Annotated in this window: 7 protein-coding genes; all 7 read right to left on the reverse strand. The window is 55.3% G+C overall.

The window, feature by feature from the left end; genetic code table 11:
- Positions 1-36 precede the first annotated feature (36 nt).
- The 7 genes from rfbC to ACF8YQ_RS11725 all read right to left on the reverse strand — a co-directional run bounded on the left by rfbC (position 37) and on the right by ACF8YQ_RS11725 (position 19258).
- Positions 37-582 (reverse strand): dTDP-4-dehydrorhamnose 3,5-epimerase, encoded by a 546-nt coding sequence (rfbC, locus tag ACF8YQ_RS11695; protein ID WP_396621479.1) that lies wholly within the window; start codon positions 580-582, stop codon positions 37-39.
- Positions 583-628: 46 nt separating this feature from the next.
- Entirely contained in the window at positions 629-6265 is a 5637-nt protein-coding gene (locus ACF8YQ_RS11700; protein WP_396621480.1) for a carboxypeptidase regulatory-like domain-containing protein, read from the reverse strand.
- Positions 6253-6936: a tetratricopeptide repeat protein gene (locus ACF8YQ_RS11705; protein ID WP_396621481.1), complete on the reverse strand. Its 684-nt coding sequence runs from the start codon at positions 6934-6936 to the stop codon at positions 6253-6255. The genes ACF8YQ_RS11700 and ACF8YQ_RS11705 overlap by 13 nt, the downstream gene beginning before the upstream one ends.
- A gap of 135 nt (positions 6937-7071) precedes the next feature.
- Positions 7072-8862: a glycosyltransferase family 2 protein gene (locus ACF8YQ_RS11710; RefSeq protein ID WP_396621482.1), complete on the reverse strand. Its 1791-nt coding sequence runs from the start codon at positions 8860-8862 to the stop codon at positions 7072-7074.
- Between the two features lie 482 nt (positions 8863-9344).
- Positions 9345-10676, reverse strand: a complete 1332-nt coding sequence (locus ACF8YQ_RS11715) for an HlyD family type I secretion periplasmic adaptor subunit (RefSeq protein ID WP_396621483.1) — start codon at positions 10674-10676, stop codon at positions 9345-9347.
- The gene (locus ACF8YQ_RS11720) at positions 10676-12418 is read right to left on the reverse strand and encodes a type I secretion system permease/ATPase (protein WP_396621484.1); all 1743 of its coding nucleotides are present in this window, start codon (positions 12416-12418) and stop codon (positions 10676-10678) included. Before ACF8YQ_RS11720 ends, ACF8YQ_RS11715 begins: the two co-directional genes overlap by 1 nt.
- Positions 12419-12505: 87 nt before the next feature.
- Positions 12506-19258, reverse strand: coding sequence for a hypothetical protein (locus ACF8YQ_RS11725; RefSeq protein WP_396621485.1), 6753 nt, complete (start codon positions 19256-19258; stop codon positions 12506-12508).
- Positions 19259-19361 lie beyond the last annotated feature (103 nt).

Consider the following 19361-nt stretch of genomic DNA (forward strand, 5'->3'; position numbering starts at 1 on the left):
CATCAAAGTTCATACGATTGATGCAGAATAGCACAATCACTCAAAACCCGGCGCATCCCGAAACAACAACCCATTACCATCCTTCTCAGACACCCGAGGCGCTTCACCCTTCAGCGGCCAGTCAATAGCCAGATCCGGATCATCCCAGCGGATGGAGTACTCATCCCCTGGCGCGTAGTAATCCGTGCACTTGTACTGAAACTCCGCTTCATCACTCGTCACGTAAAAGGCATGGGCAAAGCCCGGCGGCACCCAAAGCATCTGCTTGTTGTCTTCGCTGAGCATGGCGCCCACCCACTGGCCAAATGTAGGCGAGCTTTTGCGCATATCCACGGCCACATCAAACACCTCACCGCGGGTAACCCGCACCAGCTTGCCCTGGGGCTGGTTCAGCTGGTAGTGGAGGCCACGCAGGATGCCTTTGGCAGATTTGCTGTGGTTGTCCTGCACGAAGGTGTACTTGCCGCAGTGTTCTTCAAATTCGCTCTGGCGGAAGGTTTCCAGGAAGAAGCCGCGGTCATCGCCGAATACATTGGGGGTTAACAGAACGACATCAGGAATGCTCAGGGCCTGGTAGTTCATTGGTATTTCGTACTCCTTAACTGTTGGTGGGGTCTGACCCTACGATTCAAAATCTTAATGTTGAGCGGCCGGATTGACGGTAGCGATCACGATAAGGCACAGACGGAACGGTAAAGCCCCCGTTATAGCTCGCCTGATTACCCGCTTTGTCGGTCAGTTCCAGCCGGTATTCATATCTGCGACCCGGCACCAGGCCGGTCAGCGGAATTTCATGGCTGGCCGCTGCCGGCAGGGAAAGCTGACGCTCAGCTTCGTAGCCTTTTGTGCTCACCGAGAGATCCACACTAACCGGTTCGTTGGTTGCCCACTGCAACTGCACCGACGGCAATCCGCGCTGTGGGAATGCTGCCACAGGGGGCCGCGTGAACCAAGGTGCCTGCCGGTCGTTTCTGATTGCGAAAGTCTCGAAATCGGTACCCACGCCACCAGTGATGCGCACCTCGCCATTCGCCTGGCCATCCACATCGTTTGGCCCACCGTCTTGAATCAATAGCCGCAGGCAATTTGCACCTTTAGTCAAACCCGACTGCCACTCAGACTGGGGCAGTTGCGCGCACTCTACGCCCGTAGACACCGCAGAAAAAATACGGTTATTCATGGTCTGCCGGAAACTTTGCCAGCCCCTGTCGGAATGATAAATGCGCAGCCTCCCGCTCGTGCTGACCGGCTCACGCAGCGGAATCATGATCTGCGCAGAGTCACCGGCGTGTACCAGATCATGTACCGACACATCAATCACATCCTCATAGCGCCAGTAACCATCCAGCACATAGCGGCCAGGCTGAGCATCTTCCCCGCCAAAACGCACCAGCTCATGCCAGCGAACAACGGGAGTCAACCGGTTAGCCGCTACCGCGACAGCCGCGGGCCGTAACCGCAAACCCTCACTGGCTTGCAATTCGCCCAGGCCCGGCACATAAACCCTGCCGCCCTCGGGAGACAGGTCCAACGCATCCGGCATACCATTGCCATTGGCATCTTCGCCTGCGGAGTCACCCTCAATCAGCCTCAGAGGAAGCTCGTAGGAAGCCGAACGAGCCGAAGCACCATCGTCCGTAACCGTTACCCGAACAAAGTAAACACCGGCAACCAATCCCGCCGGATCAAACACAAACGCCCCTGCATTCGATCCCCCCACCGGAACCAACCGGTTATCCGTCAGACTCCAGTCAAGCTGATGCGATTGCCCGAAATCCGGATCCCTAACCTCAACGAGCACACTGACAACCCCATCCTTCAAGGTCGGAAGCGCAACCTGCAGACCATTCTGCATCACAGACAAGCTCGCCACCGGAACCTGGTTGATTTCCGTCACGGGCTCCTCATCATCAGCTGGCGCACTCAATGGGTCAGTGCCAGCCAGATACTCATCCAGATTCGAGACCCCGTCGCCATCTGCATCCAGCAAGGCATCGGAACTGTCCGCAGGGTCCAGGCCATGGGCCAGCTCAAAGGCGTCTGGCATTCCATCACCATCAGCATCCGCTTCTTCGCCAGTATCAGAACCTTCCGGTGCATAGGTTGCCTTATTACCAGCCGGGTCTGTTGCCTCAACTTCCCAGGCATAATCCATAGCCGCATCCAGGCCAGCAATCCGCACGCTGTGCAGGCGGTTATAACCCACCACACTGACAGAGTACTTCAGATCGCCGCCCTTTGCGCCGTAACGAACCGTTGCGGTAGCCAGCTCATCGGTTGCGAATTCCAGGTCCAGAACACCGGTGGCAGGCTGATAATCAACCACAGACGAAATCACCGGCGCCAGCGTATCTGCATTTGCAGCGGCTGAGAAACTGCCGGTGTGGCGGGTTTCATTGCCAGCAACATCCGTCAGAATCAGCACGTACTCATAACTCAGCCCCGGTTGTAGCCCTGCCAGAACCAACTGATGTTCAAGCTCGGCATCCACCTCTGAAGCCACCCTGTCCAGAGCCCCTGCGACGCCATAACGCAACTCGGCACTGGCCGGCTCATCGCTGATCCATTCCACAACTACCCGGCTGCTGTCAGCCCAGACAAACTCCGGTGCCAGCTGGAATGCCGGCGCAACGGTGTCTGGCGCCTCCGTTGTTTTAGCGACAGCCGTTGCGGCACTGGCCGTTTCAACGCCCAACGCCCTGGCCAGCTGAACCGCACCCGATTGCCAGAAATCCTCTGCCACTATCGCTGCGCTCTCATGGCGAGACACATTGCCAGAGCTGTCCTTGGCTTCTACCACGTAGGAATAACTCTCTCCTGCAGCCAAACCTGTGACAGTGACCGTATGGCGGTTGGATTTCTTGCCATTCGCCTTGGACTTCACATCACCATTGCCCGACGTAACAACCACAGCCGCATCAGCTGGCTCATCGGTTTCCCAGGCCAACGTGATTGTCTCGTCTGTGGCACCCACCACTTCCGGCTGCTTCTTGAAATGCGGCTTGGCAGAATCCGGCAAACTTCGCGTTGTGAAGTTCACTTCATCCGTAACCACCCGGTTGCCATGCTGGTCTACCGACACCGCACGCAGATAGTACAGCGTGTCTCTATCTAGATTAGTCAGCTGCACCACATGCTTATTCTTGAGTTTGGATTCACTGGCCAGTTCGCCCAGCTGACCACTGGTAATACCGAACTCCACCGTGCTATCGGCGGGTTCATCAGTACGCCAGTGAACTACAGCCGACTGGTGAGTAATGCCCACAATTTTCAGTGCTTCTGTCACCAAAGGTGGCTGAGTATCGGCTAGCTCCTGAGTACGGAACGAATCCTCTCCACTCAAAGCCGGGCCATTACCAACGGCATCCGTGGCTGAAACCGTATAGGTATACTGCGTGGCCGCTACCAGGCCCGTTACCGTCACTGCATGCTCAGTATCTAGAGTTTCATCCCGAACCACCCGATATTCCGTGCCATCGTTCAGAGAAATTGCGCTAACGGAAGGCTCATCGGTTTGCCATTCCACCGTTACCGAATCGGCGCTGATATTGGTAATCACCGGCCCGCTCACGTAAACCGGTGCTGAAGTATCTGGCGCCTGCAGCGTTTGGAAGCCAACCTGCCCCGAAACCGGGCCATTTCCCGCCGCATCCACAGAGGACACCTGCGCCGCGTACACCGTTTCTGGCTGAAGGCCAGTCACCTCAACCCGGTGCTGATTACGCAAGCCGTCGATATTAACAGCCTGTTGCACACCATCAGCGACGCTGTAACCCAGTGCCGTCGTGGCCGGCTCGTTGGTGCGCCACTCCACCACCGCCCTGTCGTGGGCAACAAAACTGACCACCGGCCCCTCTAGAATCACTGGCACCTGAATGTCTGGCGTGGCCTGGGTGGTGAACGACGTGGAGCCGGAAACCGGGCCATTACCGTCTTTGTCGGAAGAAGCAACCGTTGCGCTGTATAGCTGGCTAGCAGACAACCCAGAAACCGCCACTGAATGGGACATGCGGAAGCCAGGTACCCGATGGGCAACACCATTCACGGTGACAACCGACGAAGCAGGTTCATCGGTTTGCCACTGAATCACCGCGCCCGTATCTGTAATATCCGTAGCCCGCGGCGCCGAGGTGATCACCGGAGCGATTACATCGTTGTAAGGCAGAATGATGGACTGCTCCAGGTTGGTTTGCAGGTTCATCTCCGAGATGACCGTTTGAGCGAAGCCGCTGCCGGTTGGGGGGGTGATGGTTTGGGCGTCGAGGCCGGCTAGAACCACCAAGGAGTAGTACCCGTTCGCATCGGATTGCACACTCGTTACAACTTTCCGGAACTGATATTGCCCCAGAGCAGCCTGGTCAGACCAAGACTCATCGGCCCGAATGGTCACGCCAGCCACCGGCACTCCATTCTGGTCCGTGGTCTGGCCCGTGAGCTTTATAAACGGAAGCTGAATGTCATTAACTGTGGCTCCGTCGACGCTTACATTCACCGCCGCCGGCCACAGCACAAAGTAATCCGGGCGCTGAGCGTCCGCCGCCGCCCCGTACCCTGACCCGGCATCAATCTCATAAACACCGGGCGCCAGCGGCAATTCATAGTAACCAGTTTCATCCGATACCACCGTGCCCACCGCCGTGCCACTGGCTTGTTCATTAACCGTCAGCTCGATACCGCCAATCGAATTACCGTTACCATCCAACACACGCCCACTCAAAACCTGCTTGCTCGGTAGAGAGAAATCGCGCTCCTGGCTGTGCGTCAGCGACAAGCCACTCTCGACCTTCTGCGCCAGCTCTGATCCCTCTGGTGGAATAAACGACAAGCTTTCCAGGCCCGCAAGAACCACCAAGGAGTAGTACCCGTTCGCATCGGATTGCACACTCGTTACAACTTTCCGGAACTGATATTGCCCCAGAGCAGCCTGGTCAGACCAAGACTCATCGGCCCGAATGGTCACGCCAGCCACCGGCACTCCATTCTGGTCCGTGGTCTGGCCCGTGAGCTTTATAAACGGAAGCTGAATGTCATTAACTGTGGCTCCGTCGACGCTTACATTCACCGCCGCCGGCCACAGCACAAAGTAATCCGGGCGCTGAGCGTCCGCCGCCGCCCCGTACCCTGACCCGGCATCAATCTCATAAACACCGGGCGCCAGCGGCAATTCATAGTAACCAGTTTCATCCGATACCACCGTGCCCACCGCCGTGCCACTGGCTTGTTCATTAACCGTCAGCTCGATACCGCCAATCGAATTACCGTTACCATCCAACACACGCCCACTCAAAACCTGCTTGCTCGGTAGAGAGAAATCGCGCTCCTGGCTGTGCGTCAGCGACAAGCCACTCTCGACCTTCTGCGCCAGCTCTGATCCCTCTGGTGGAATAAACGACAAGCTTTCCAGGCCCGCAAGAACCACCAAGGAGTAGTACCCGTTCGCATCGGATTGCACACTCGTTACAACTTTCCGGAACTGATATTGCCCCAGAGCAGCCTGGTCAGACCAAGACTCATCGGCCCGAATGGTCACGCCAGCCACCGGCACTCCATTCTGGTCCGTGGTCTGGCCCGTGAGCTTTATAAACGGAAGCTGAATGTCATTAACTGTGGCTCCGTCGACGCTTACATTCACCGCCGCCGGCCACAGCACAAAGTAATCCGGGCGCTGAGCGTCCGCCGCCGCCCCGTACCCTGACCCGGCATCAATCTCATAAACACCGGGCGCCAGCGGCAATTCATAGTAACCAGTTTCATCCGATACCACCGTGCCCACCGCCGTGCCACTGGCTTGTTCATTAACTGTCAGCTGAATGCCACTGACCGGCTCCCCATTACCATCAAACACCGTCCCACTCAGAATCGACGCATTCTCAACCAACACCACATTCCGCTGAGAAACGCCATCACCCACATCCACATTAGAAATCAGCGTGTTACCAAATCCAGACTCCACAGAAGGCGCAACCACCAGATCGTATAAACCCGGCTCCAGAGCCTCCAGGGCATACTGGCCGTTGCTGTCCGTAACCGCCGTGGCCGCAGGGCCTGTGGCCTCCGGTTCAGTTGCACCATCGCCCGATTCAGGCTGCTCCGTAGTGCTGCCATCGCCCGCCATCACCAGATAAAGCGATACCTCTGCACCGGCCAGGGGCGTACCACCCCCATAAACCGTGCCATTCAGGCTACCTGCCTGGGCGGAAGAGGCAAAAACCAGCAGACCCAACCATAGAATTAACGAGGAATAGAATGTTTTTACTGAGCGCATTGCGGCCCCCTGGGTATGTCGGATTGCCGGACGGTATCGGCTATCGAATTCTGAAGTTGTACTTTGAGTTGTACCGCGGTGTTTGGCGGCTCGGCGCGATTTGCGAGAACATCTGCCGCAGGAACAAACCCATTTTCAAGAGCAACGGAAAGCCAGGCGTGGCCAACAGCTAGATCTACCTCTGTACCCCGGCCATTCAAATGCATAGAGCCCAAAAACAGCTGTGCCTCCGGGTGGTTCAACTTCGCTGCACGCTCAAACCAATGGAAAGCTTCGGAATAATTTTTGCCACTCACCTGCCCTTGGTAGGCGAGTAGGCCCAGCTCAAACATTGCCCGCGGATAGTTCTGCTCAGCTGCTTTCATCAGCCAACGCATGCCTGTAGAACTGTCCTTAACCACCCCATAACCACGGGCGAACATCGTTCCAAGGTAATACTGGGCGACAGGCTCTCCAACCACGGCCAGCTCAGAAAACTCCCGGTAGGCAGCATCCCAGGCATTCCTCTCCACCGCCAAAACACCTACACATAGTGACGATAGAGACTCCCTAGCTGGAGGCTCTTTTACGTTTTCAATATTCGACGAAGATTCCTGGCCGGGGAAAAGCCAAAGAACAGAAGCAAGAGCGGCGATAAAAATGATGACAAGAACAACAAGCGGTTTCTTCATCCTGAAGCCAACAATCCCGAAACAAATGGATGCGATAGGTAGGAAGGTAGTGTATCGCCCAAAGCGGCACAAGTGATTAAAACAGTATTACCAAAACAACTTACAAAAAAACAACATTGGGGTCATACCCCAAAATCAGCGGAGCGAGAAATCTTCGTGGATCAGTGTGAGGTTCGGGTTATAGGCCGGATCGTGCATCAAGACCTGACCCCAGCGTTGTTTCATATAGGCGGCCTCACGATTGGCACGGTCGCGCTTCTCCGGAGTGTCATCGGCGCCTCGACTGACGGATTCGTGGTGGTAGGCTTCTGCAAACGGTGTCCACACGTTTCGGTAACCGGCTTCTCGGACTTTTAAACAGAAATCCACATCGTTGAAGGCCACAGCAAGATTTGCTTCCTCGAGGCCGCCCACCTCTTCAAACACCGATTTCCGAACCAACAAACAGGCGCCCGTTACCGCAGAAAGATTCTGCACCAGTTTCAGGCGATACTCATACCCTTCCGCGTCACGTTGCAGGTACTTATGAGAGTGCCCTGCCACCCCGCCAATACCAAGAATCACGCCGCCGTGCTGGATGGTTTCGTTAGGGTAATACAGCTTGGCCCCAACGCAGCCTACCTCCGGGCGCAGAACATGGCCTACCATTTCATCCAGCCAATCACCATTGATAGGCTCAATATCGTTGTTAATCAGCCCGATAACTTCCCCCCGAGCTTCTGTCACACCAAAATTGTTGATTGCTGAATAATTGAAGGGAAAATCCCAGCGCAACACCCTCACCCGAGAATCCCGCTCAGTCACATTGCCCATGTACTCCAGAGTGCGTGCACAATCGGACTGATTATCAAGAATCAGCACCTCGAAGTTCGGATAAGTAGAGCGCTGAAGAATGGCATCGACACAAGGTTCAAGAATCTCGACTCCGTTACGCGTCGGGATCAACAGACTCACCAAAGGCGGCTTCGACGGAACAGGATACTTCTGCCGAACCCCACCCAGTACTTTGATGACCTCAACACCCTGCCTGCCAGCCTCGGCCCGGGACCACTGTTCATGGGCCAGCGTGCTGTCAGCTTCCGCGGCTTCAAGCTCGTGGGTGTCAGCCCGGCGACCATGAAACAGCACACGGGGAACATGATGCACCGACAGCCCTGCACCAATACCAAGCTGCAACATCACACCATAACGCCACCCGTGCAAGCCGGCGCCGAAACGGTGAACGCCTCTACGAATCGCCTCTGGCTTCAGCCACAACGCCTTGCCTGTATAGTTTCGGGATAACAACAAATCCGGGTTCCAGTCTGGCCGAAAACTCGGCCCAAAGCGGCCGCCATTCTCATCCAGACAATCCTCATCACAATAGAGCAACGGCAGTTCTGGCTGTTTTCCCGCCTGAGTTGCGACCCACCAAAAGGCATCAGGTGATAAGGCGTCTCCCGGCTCCATCACTACCAGCCAATCTGCTTCGCTGCGCCAAACCTCCTGCTCAACCTGCTCGGTAAGTGGCCTGGAACATAGCTCCAGGGAAAGACGATCGTCCGCCGCCACAATCCCCTCAAACCATGCACATTCCGATTCCGACAGCGCAGCAGAAACCACCATCTTCAAGCACCAGTCCCCCCACACCTGATGTTCAACCGCTGCGACTGACCGACTAACCATTGAGCGATCCGGGGAGTCAACCGCCAACAGCACCTCAAAACGATACCCTACCGGGGCCGGCCGTTGCCCAATATCAGTGGCAGTCAAAGCCGGATTTCTAGCCAGCCATTCCGGATAGCTCCAGGCCATCGACATGCGGGCAAACGTTTCCTCGTAATACTTGGCGGCCAATGCCAGCCAATCCGTGCCAGCCGCCGATGCCTCTTTACGAATGCCTGGCAAGACATCTTCAAACCGGGTTTCTTGCCAATGGTAATGCATATTCACCAAACGCCTGGCCAGGCGATCCAGGGCCATTCTGGTGGTAACACGAGCAAAGCGAAGATGTTCGAAAGTAAATTGCCCGGCACTTTCCATAGGGTCTATGCGAATAGACTTAACCCTGTTCGGCACCCTGCATAAACGCTTGGTAAGCCGCCCCGCTTTTAAAGGAAGATAAAAACTACCTGCATCGCTAAAGCCGTCGCCAGTATTGAAGTAAACCCTTAAGCCTGCCAGAGGTTGATCGTGACGAAGCACCACCTCAAGCATATACCAGCCCGGAGCCGGTAAATCGTAGCGCCAGCCGAACTGCGGATCCGCCCCTGTAGAGCACCAATCGTAGTCGTCATTAGCTGAAGGCTCTAGCTGCTGCCTGACCTCAAGACACTCAGCCGGCTTACGAACCAGTGGCGTCAACTCCAGCAGCCGATGCAACCAACGCCGCACAAAAAAAGGAAGGAAACGAGTCATCTGGGCCTTAATCAGTGCTCAAGAAGCGATGTATCAAACATATTGATGGCTGGCTTCAACAAATATTGGAACAACGTGCGGGAGCCAGTTTTAATCACAACCTCAACCGGCATACCGGGCACCAGCTGAAAATCGCCCAGTTGTTGCTCCAGAGAATCGGCGTCTGCAACCAGCTTGCCGATATAATACGACGTGCCATCCTCTTCATTGACAAAACTGTCGGCCGAGAGCTCCACAAGCTTACCCTGCACAATCGGAATATTCGCCGTATTGAAACCCGGAAAGCGAAGATCGGCCAACATGCCTACTGCAACCGAATCGATGTCTGATGGTGCAATCCGAGCTTCAACCACAAGCTCCGCCCCCTGGGGCACCACCTCCATGAGCACATCTCCTGGGCGAATCACTCCGCCAATGGTATGCACCGCCAGTCCCATCACCATACCGTCCACAGGCGCCCGGATATCCGCCTTGCGAATCCGGTCCTCCACCACATACAAACGCTCTTCAAAGTCATAGATCTCGGATTTAATACGGGACAACTCATTGGCCGCCTCGGTTCTTGCATTGCGCTCAATCTGAATAATCTTCAGCCCGGCCTCGGTTACCCGCACATTCGTACTGGCAATCTCCGATTTATGCTCAGCAATCTCGCCCTGATACTCATCCCGCTGGCGTTGCAATTCCCGAATACGCAAGTTGTTGGACAAGCCCTTCGAGAACAGTGCGTCGTACTGGGCAATTTCTTCGTTGTAGGACGTAACCATGCGGTTCTTGGCATCAATCATTTCCTGCAGCCCGCCGGCTTGCAGCTTCAGCTGCTCAATCTGTTGCTCCAACACCTCAACCTCGCCCAAGCGGGCCTCTCGCCGGGCCAGAAAATGCTCCAGCGACGCCTCACGGGCCTCTACACCTCGCTCATCCGTGGCCAGCACCTCAGGGAAATCCGGCAGATCCGCACCGGTTAACTCTGCCAAAAAGCGGGCTTCCTCCGCCTTCGCCGCCAACAGCTGGCCAGTCAGAATCTGCCGCTCGGCCCGGGCCTGGGTATCATCCAGGCGCATCAGCAAATCACCTTGGGTAACCGCCTGGCCTTCCTGCACCAGAATGTTTTCAACAATACCGCCTTCGTAGTGCTGAACCTGCTTGCGGTTGCCCTCAACTTTCACAATACCCTGGGCCAGGGCCGCGCTGTCCAACGGCGCAAAGGCAGACCACACACCAAAAACCAGAAACACCAGCGCCACAATCAGCGAACCCGCCAATAACACCTTGCGATCGCCAGAATCCCCCACATTGCCCACAGCACCGGGCAAAGCATTACTCAAAGACGGGCCTGCCATCACGATGGCGCTCCCGAGGACGGCGGCCGGGACACCTTACGCACCGGAACCGGCGCCGGCCGTGCCGCTTGATTCATGGCCGACAGAACCTTGGCTCGTTCATCAAAATCACGAACCTGGCCCTCAACCAAAACCATAATCTTGTCTACACCATTCACCAGCGACATCCGGTGAGTAATCACCAGCACCGCCGTACCCCGCCGTTTAAGATCAGCTACCGCGCGAGCCAGGTCTTTCTCACCGGCATCGTCCAGGTTCGAGTTGGGTTCATCCAGAACCACCAGTTTCGGAAAACGATAAATCGCCCGGGCCAGGGCAATTCGCTGGCGCTGCCCCCCAGAGAGCACTCCGCCACTCTGACCAATCACCGTGTCATAGCCTTGAGGTAAACGCAGAATAAGCTCATGAACACCAGCCAGCCTCGCCGCCTCAACCACCGCTTCAGCGTCCACGTCCCCAAACCTGGCAATATTGTCTTTTACTGAGCCATCAAACAGCTCTACATCCTGAGGTACGTAGCCCACAAACGGCCCTAACTGCTCGCGATCCCAATGATTAATATCCGCACCATCCAACCGAACCACGCCTTTGGCAGCCGGCCATGTACCTAAAGCCGCCCTGGCAAGACTGGACTTACCAGAAGCGCTGGGCCCAATCACCGCTACCACCTCACCGGGATTTACGCTAAAGGACAAACCTTTCAAAACCGGTTCCTCAGCCCCTGGTGGCACCACAAACACGTGCTCAAAAGACAGCTTGCCAACCGGCTCCGGCAACTGCATGCGAGGGGGTGTTTCCGGTACCTCATTAAGCAATGCGGTTATTCGCTGATACTGTGAACGTGCCGCACTGAACCCACGCCAGGCGCCAATCAACTGATCGATAGGTGCCAGTGCCCGGCCCAACAGAATAGAGCCAGCAATCATCACACCCGGGGAAATCTCCTGCTCTAAAACCAAATATCCACCGAGACCCAGAATCAAAGACTGCACCAACATACGGATATTGCGGGATGTACTGGTAAAGCCAGCAGACCGCTTACTGGCCTGAGCCTGAAGGGCTTGAACCTCGTCATGCATGGGTTGCCATTTGCCGCGCACATTGGCTTGCATACCCATAGCGTGCACCGCCTCAGCATTCTGAAAATTGCGCGTTAACAGCTGGTTTACTGCCACGGATTTTTTGCTGGCTTCCTGCAGCATGGGATTGGTGAAATATTCATTGGTGAACGCCAGCGCCAGCAAAATCAGAGCCGCAGCTACGCCCACCCAACCGTAAAGCGGGTGGAACATGAACATAATCGCCAGGTACACCGGCAACCAGGGGAAATCCAGAAAGGCAAACAGGCCATTGCCCGTTACAAAGTTCTTCAGGCCGAACAAATCCTGCAGGCCCTGGGCACCGCTATTGGGCGCCCCCCGCAGTTTGTTCACAAAACCGGCGTTGAACAGCCGGGAAGCCAGCAGCCCGTCTATGCGCTCGCCCAGGTGAATCAACACCCGGGAGCGCACCCACTCAAGACCACCCATAGACACAAGAAGAAAGACCATTATCAGTGTCAGCACCAACAAGGTGTTGTAACTACCACTGGTAATAACCCTGTCGTACACCTGCAACATGTAAATGGCAGGCACAATCATCAGCAAGTTAATGCAAAAACTGAACACCACCACAAACCAGAACGAGCGCTTGCACAACGCAAACACTTCGCGGAACAGGTTTACCTGGTTATTGTCTTGCATAAAAGCCCAAAGGAGGAACAGAAAAAAGCGACCCCGGCATGATAACCGGGGTCGCTGTTAATGCAACCCGAAGGTTGTTAAGGGGTGTTACACAAGTGCGACTTCATCGGACTTAACACCATTTATCAGGATGTCGTAGCCAGTGTCAGTCTGGTCGATATCCACCACCGACGTTTCGCCAGAATAGTTATCAACCGTGAACTCGAAGTGCTCGGTGTTAGCAACGAAGTCCTTCTCAAACATGGCCAAGTCTTCAACGGCGACACCAGCTCGGTAGTCTGATGGCACATCCACCAACTCACCTGCAGCATCAGTACCAGACGGCAAGACTTCAAGAGAGTAATTACCTGCATTGCCATAGTCACTCTCTACTGCAATGTAGGCAGTTCCGGATTGATACGGAGTAAAGACGACGTGTTGGCCCACCTCATCCCATTCGGTATACCACTCACCCGAGAAATCACCAAACTCATTGGTAATACCCGATACCCGTGGCTGCGCGCCTTCTCCCTGAGAGTAATCCTCAAGCCCACGAATGATGTAGGTCTGGCCAGCTTCCACGCTGACAGCAAAAGTATCCACATCATCAGCCGTTTCAAATGCCGACCTTATGCCATTACCGACTGTAAGCGCCGTAGAGGCATCCGCAGGAGTACCACCTACAGAATCCAGCCCGATCTCAGAGGCAAGGTCAATCCGGTAGATGTCGCCAAAATTCAGGCTGCTAATGGTAACAACCGTACCGTCAACCGCAACCGAAAGCTGGGGAGCAGCCTGGCCGCCATCCCATTGTTCAAATTTGAACAATGCAAGATCGTCACCGCCGGCACCATCCATCAAATCATTGTCGGATCCACCAACAAGAATATTAGATCCATCGTGGCCAACAATGATGTCATCTCCCCAACCACCTTCAACATAGATGCTGCTCGCAGGGCTCAAATCCAGCTCGGCATAATCCTGCAGAAGAATCGTATCATTGCGGTCTGTACCGATAATGCTTGCCGTACCATCACCGTTATCAATCACATCCGGCTGATAATCATCTTGCATTACCGAAACGCCGGACAGGGGATCGACCTCGAAATGAGCAAAGCCTACCGGACCATCAAAGGAAATGCTTTCTATGTTGATCAGCGTATCGATGCCGGAATCGCCGTCTCCAAACCAAAGATCGGTAACGGTTGCGGTGTAATTCTCATCGAAAGTGACACTGAACATATCCGTGTTTTCGACATAAATCGTGTAATCACCAGCAGCATTCTCACGCACACCGGCTTGCCATCGGCCATCGCCAGTGAACTGAGAATAGGCTGATTCATCGTAATTTATGTAGGTAACGGTATCGTGACCGTCGCCACCGTCCATGGTGTCGTCGCCATCGGCATAATTCGTATGGAACGTATTAGACCCGGCATGGCCCACCATCGTGTCATTGCCTTCACTGGCAGCAAAATCAATGGTGCTCATGTCATTCGAAGCATCCAGCTCCGCAAAATCCGACGCGGCAATTACATCATCCTGGGTACTGCCATAGATGACGCCACTGCCGTCACCCGTGTTCCAGCTCTCAGCATACGGCTCGTCTTTGATCTCACCGTTAACCTGATAACCACCGGCACCATCAGAGCTAATGTATAGGGAGCCCACTGGTGTGGAGATATTGATTTCGTTGATGTTTGCGAGAGTGTCATTGCCCTCGTCTCCATCTGCAGCAAGAAGATCATTAACGAACCCATTGCCATTGGCATCCAGCGACACGTGGTACAGATCAACATCGTCAACGAAAACCGTGAGCGTTCCGTCACCATTATCCCGAGTGGCAAAGGTAGTGAAGGAATAACTCAGGCCGGTTTGATCCCAGTAATCCCAGCCATCTGTGTAGTAATTGGCCGTATTGTAGCCACCCACCCCGTCGATAATATCGTCACCGGCCCCACCTTCAATCCAGTTAGTGCCGCCGTGCCCGGTTATAGTGTCGTTACCGTCACCCGCAATAATATCGATTGAGCTGTCTGCACTAACGGTGATCTCATCGGCAAAATCCGCGACGTTGATTACATCGTCGTTTTGCGTGCCAATAACCTCGCCGTTGAACTCGTCATCTCGCTCCGCATAGACATAATTTCTGATGAAACCCCATACGTCGTAACCCCACTCCTCGTTGTAGCTGATACTGAGAGAGTCCATACCGCTGGGGTTACCCAGGTTCACCGTATCGACATTGATCAAGGTGTCCCGACCAAAGTCACCGTCCTCATCCCAAAGATCTTCGATATAGCCCGGTTGACCATTGATACCCGTCAAGCTCAGGTTATAAAGATCTTGGTCATTTACGAAGACCGTTATTGAGCCATCTTCCTCAAAACGGTAATCGAATGAGTAGATGCCCTCCGGGCTATCCCAGAACTGATCATAAGCGGACAAATCCGGAGCATGATATGAGGCGTAGCTCCACTCACCAAGACTACCGTCCATGATGTCGTTGCCGGCGCTGCCCTCAAAGAAAGTCGTGCCGGAGCCGCCAATGAGTGTGTCGTTACCGCCACCGCCCCACATATCGACGTAATCACCCGGCATGAAACCATTTTCTTCAGAGGCCTCGAGCACATCATCACCAACGGTACCGCGAATCTGGCCCCACTCGGGGTTATATTCCGGTGTATTGGTACCTGACACTCGATAGCCGTTGCTGTCACGCTGGATTAACAGATAATCCACCGTTCCCTCAATTTCGATTTCCTCGATTCCCACGAGCGTATCAGTGCCCAAGCTCTCTGAACCCGGGCGCAGATCCGTTACGGTACCGGTGCCATCGGCATTCAATTCAACCGTCAGAACATCTGTGCCGTTCTTGGTGACCGTCAGGGTGCCATCGCTGTTATCCCGGTAGCCCAGGAACGCGCTGTAGTCGTTAAAGTCGAACAGGCTGTATTCGGCCTTATCGAAGCCATCACGGCCATCAATAAAGTCGTCTCCCCGGCCACCCTCAAAACCGCTGTCTCCGGCATGGCCATATAGCGTATCGTTGCCATTACCACCGCTGATATCAATCCAGTCCTCAAAGCCGAAATCGGCAAACTCTGGAACGGTCTCTACATCAATGGTGTCATCGCCAACGGTACCCTCAATTTCGCCTTCCCGGCCCCAGTAATCCTCTTCAACCTCAACAAAGGTTTGGTAGGGCGACTTGTAATAGTACTCACCGGCTTCGTGATCATAGGTAATGCCGAACTCACCGTGATCGTTCAGGACAAACACCACGTCTACATTGACGAGAGTATCACGGCCCTCATCGCGACCATCGGCAACGGAGAGATCCTCCACCCAGTTAAAGTCATTATTGGTGAGGTTCAACCGATAGAGATCCCCGGTGTCATCAAAGATGACCACATCGCCATTCGGCTCGAAGCGAATGTCTGGAGCCTGCGTAGCGCCATTTCCACGAGAGTCGTAAATGGCTTCCTGATCGTTATCGGAATCTTCCTGCCCCATCAGTGTGTCGTTACCTTCCCCCCCAATGAAGTAGTTCTCACCATTACCACCGACAATAATATCGTCGCCAGCACCGCCGAACACGTCTACCCAGGAGTCTTCACTATTTGTACCAGGTGGCAGAATGTCTGGAATGACAATATCGTCTGCATTGTTCGAACCGTAGATAGCGCCTTCATTGCCCCAGTGACCAGACAGCTCTGAAGTAACTCCACTTTGCGCGGCCTCGCCCCGGCCAATCACACCGTCGCCAGTGAAATCGACACCATCCATGATTTCATAGCCCTGCAGAACGCTCTCTGGCATGGGGCCTACAATTTCAATCTGGGTGGCAAACTGATCGTAAATAAACACCTGGTAATCACCGGAATCCAGGTCACGGCCAATGGCCAGGTATTCAATATCATCCGGGCCCCATTGCTGGCGCACCAGATTGATCATTTCGAAAGAAGCGCTGGGCTCAACCTGGGTACCAGCGCCATCAGTAACAGGAACCGTGACACCCTCGATGGTGATGCTGTAGCCCGCGCTGTTCCACTGCAGTGATGCGGTATCAATCTGTTTCACAACGCCATCAGCGGGCTCCGGCTCCGAGAGAATGCCGTCGCCATTAAGATCAATGCCAATCGCCGCTTCTTGTTCAACAAAACTGGCTACCGAGCCCTCTGCCGTCTGACTGCTGAGCACACCGGCCGCGGTGAAGTACATCAGAGCGATGTTGCCATTGGCCAACTGCTTCACAGCCACAAAGCCGCCATCTTTGGGCTCTGCATGAACCAGGGTGTAATCCGAGTTTTCAGCGAGGGGCTGGCCTGCGCCATCCGTCAGGGCGACGGAACCGGCCGGCATTTCCACCTGGTACTCACCGTTCACGGTTATCAGGGTAGCCGAGCCTTCGGATTCGATGGTGTTGATGACGTCTGGGGCGCTGAGTACGCCGTCGCCGTTGAGGTCGATTCCGATTTCGGCTTCGCGTTCGATGTAGGTATCGAGGGGCGCCGCAGAGGTAGCGGCCGTCAAAACACCCGATGCATCAAACCAGCGCAGACTGATGCTGTCGTCCGCAGTGAACTTCAGAACGGCCACGTAACCGCCGTCTGCCGTCTGCTCAGCGTGGGTGAAGGTGAACGAACTGTTGTCCACAAAATCCGCCCCATTGGCCCGCTTCAGGGACAACTCACCGGCATCGGTCTGCACCATGTAAACACCATCACCAGACAGCTTCAGCGTGGCAGACCCTTCGGCTTCAATCACGGTTTCTTGCGGTGCCGGCTCACTCAGGACACCGTCTCCATTCAGATCAATGCCAATTTCAGCTTCGCGCTCCAGGTAGGTCTCCAACGGCGCGGCTGCAGTGCCTTCTACCAGACGGCCCTCGGCGTTGAACCAACGCAGGCTGATGCTGTCGTCCGCCGTGAACTTCAGAACGGCCACGTAACCGCCGTCTGCCGTCTGCTCAGCGTGGGTAAACGTGAACGAACTGTTGTCCACAAAATCTGCCCCATTGGCCCGCTTCAGGGACAACTCACCGGCATCGGTCTGCACCATGTAAACACCATCACCAGACAGCTTCAGCGTGGCAGACCCTTCGGCTTCAATCACGGTTTCTTGCGGAGCCGGCTCACTCAGAACACCGTCGCCATTCAAATCGATGCCAATTTCGGCTTCGCGCTCCAGGTAGGTCTCCAGCGCCGCCGCATCGGTACCCTCAACTAACCGGCCTTCGGCGTTGAACCAGCGCAGACTGATGCTGTCGTCCGCCGTGAACTTCAAAACGGCCACGTAACCGCCGTCTGCCGTCTGCTCGGCGTGGGTAAACGTGAACGAACTGTTGTCCACAAAGTCCGCCCCATTGGCCCGCTTCAGGGACAACTCACCGGCCTCGGTCTGCACCCTGTAAACACCATCGCCAGACAGCTTCAGCGTGGCAGACCCTTCGGCTTCAATCACGGTTTCTTGCGGCGCCGGCTCACTCAGAACACCGTCGCCATTCAAATCAATGCCAATTTCGGCTTCGCGCTCCAGGTAGGTCTCCAGCGCCGCCGCATCGGTACCCTCAACTAACCGGCCTTCGGCGTTGAACCAACGCAGACTGATGCTGTCGTCCGCGGTGAACTTCAGAACGGCCACGTAACCGCCGTCTGCCGTCTGCTCGGCGTGGGTAAACGTGAACGAACTGTTGTCCACAAAATCCGCCCCATTGGCCCGCTTCAGGGACAACTCACCGGCCTCGGTCTGCACCCTGTAAACACCATCGCCAGACAGCTTCAGCGTGGCAGACCCTTCGGCTTCAATCACGGTTTCTTGCGGCGCCGGCTCACTCAGAACACCGTCGCCATTCAAATCGATGCCAATTTCGGCTTCGCGCTCCAGGTAGGTCTCCAGCGCCGCCGCATCGGTACCCTCAACTAACCGGCCTTCGGCGTTGAACCAGCGCAGACTGATGCTGTCGTCCGCCGTGAACTTCAAAACGGCCACGTAACCGCCGTCTGCCGTCTGCTCGGCGTGGGTAAACGTGAACGAACTGTTGTCCACAAAATCCGCCCCATTGGCCCGCTTCAGGGACAACTCACCGGCCTCGGTCTGCACCCTGTAAACGCCATCGCCAGACAGCTTCAGCGTGGCAGACCCTTCGGCTTCAATCACGGTTTCTTGCGGCGCCGGCTCACTCAGAACACCGTCGCCATTCAAATCGATGCCAATTTCGGCTTCGCGCTCCAGGTAGGTCTCCAGCGCCGCCGCATCGGTACCCTCAACTAACCGGCCTTCGGCGTTGAACCAGCGCAGACTGATGCTGTCGTCCGCCGTGAACTTCAAAACGGCCACGTAACCGCCGTCTGCCGTCTGCTCGGCGTGGGTAAACGTGAACGAACTGTTGTCCACAAAATCCGCCCCATTGGCCCGCTTCAGGGACAACTCACCGGCCTCGGTCTGCACCCTGTAAACGCCATCGCCAGACAGCTTCAGCGTGGCAGACCCTTCGGCTTCAATCACGGTTTCTTGCGGCGCCGGCTCACTCAGAACACCGTCGCCATTCAAATCGATGCCAATTTCGGCTTCGCGCTCCAGGTAGGTCTCCAGCGCCGCCGCATCGGTACCCTCAACTAACCGGCCTTCGGCGTTGAACCAACGCAGACTGATGCTGTCGTCCGCGGTGAACTTCAGAACGGCCACGTAACCGCCGTCTGCCGTCTGCTCGGCATGGGTAAATGTGAACGAACTGTTGTCCACAAAGTCCGCCCCGTTGGCCCGCTTAAGCGAAAGATCCCCGCCCTCAGTCTCAATTACGTATACCCCGTCAACCAATTTCAGGGAGAGGGAACCTTCTTGCTCAATATAGGTCATCACTGACATCCTTTATTATGATCCAATCTGGTTGATTCACTGCGGCGTACAATATAGCGTCAGCTCTTTAAAAAGCACGGCAGTGCAAACACATGTTTGCATG

It is taken from the genome of Marinobacter sp. W-8 (genome assembly GCF_044342215.1).
Taxonomy (GTDB): Bacteria; Pseudomonadota; Gammaproteobacteria; order Pseudomonadales; family Oleiphilaceae; genus Marinobacter; species Marinobacter nauticus.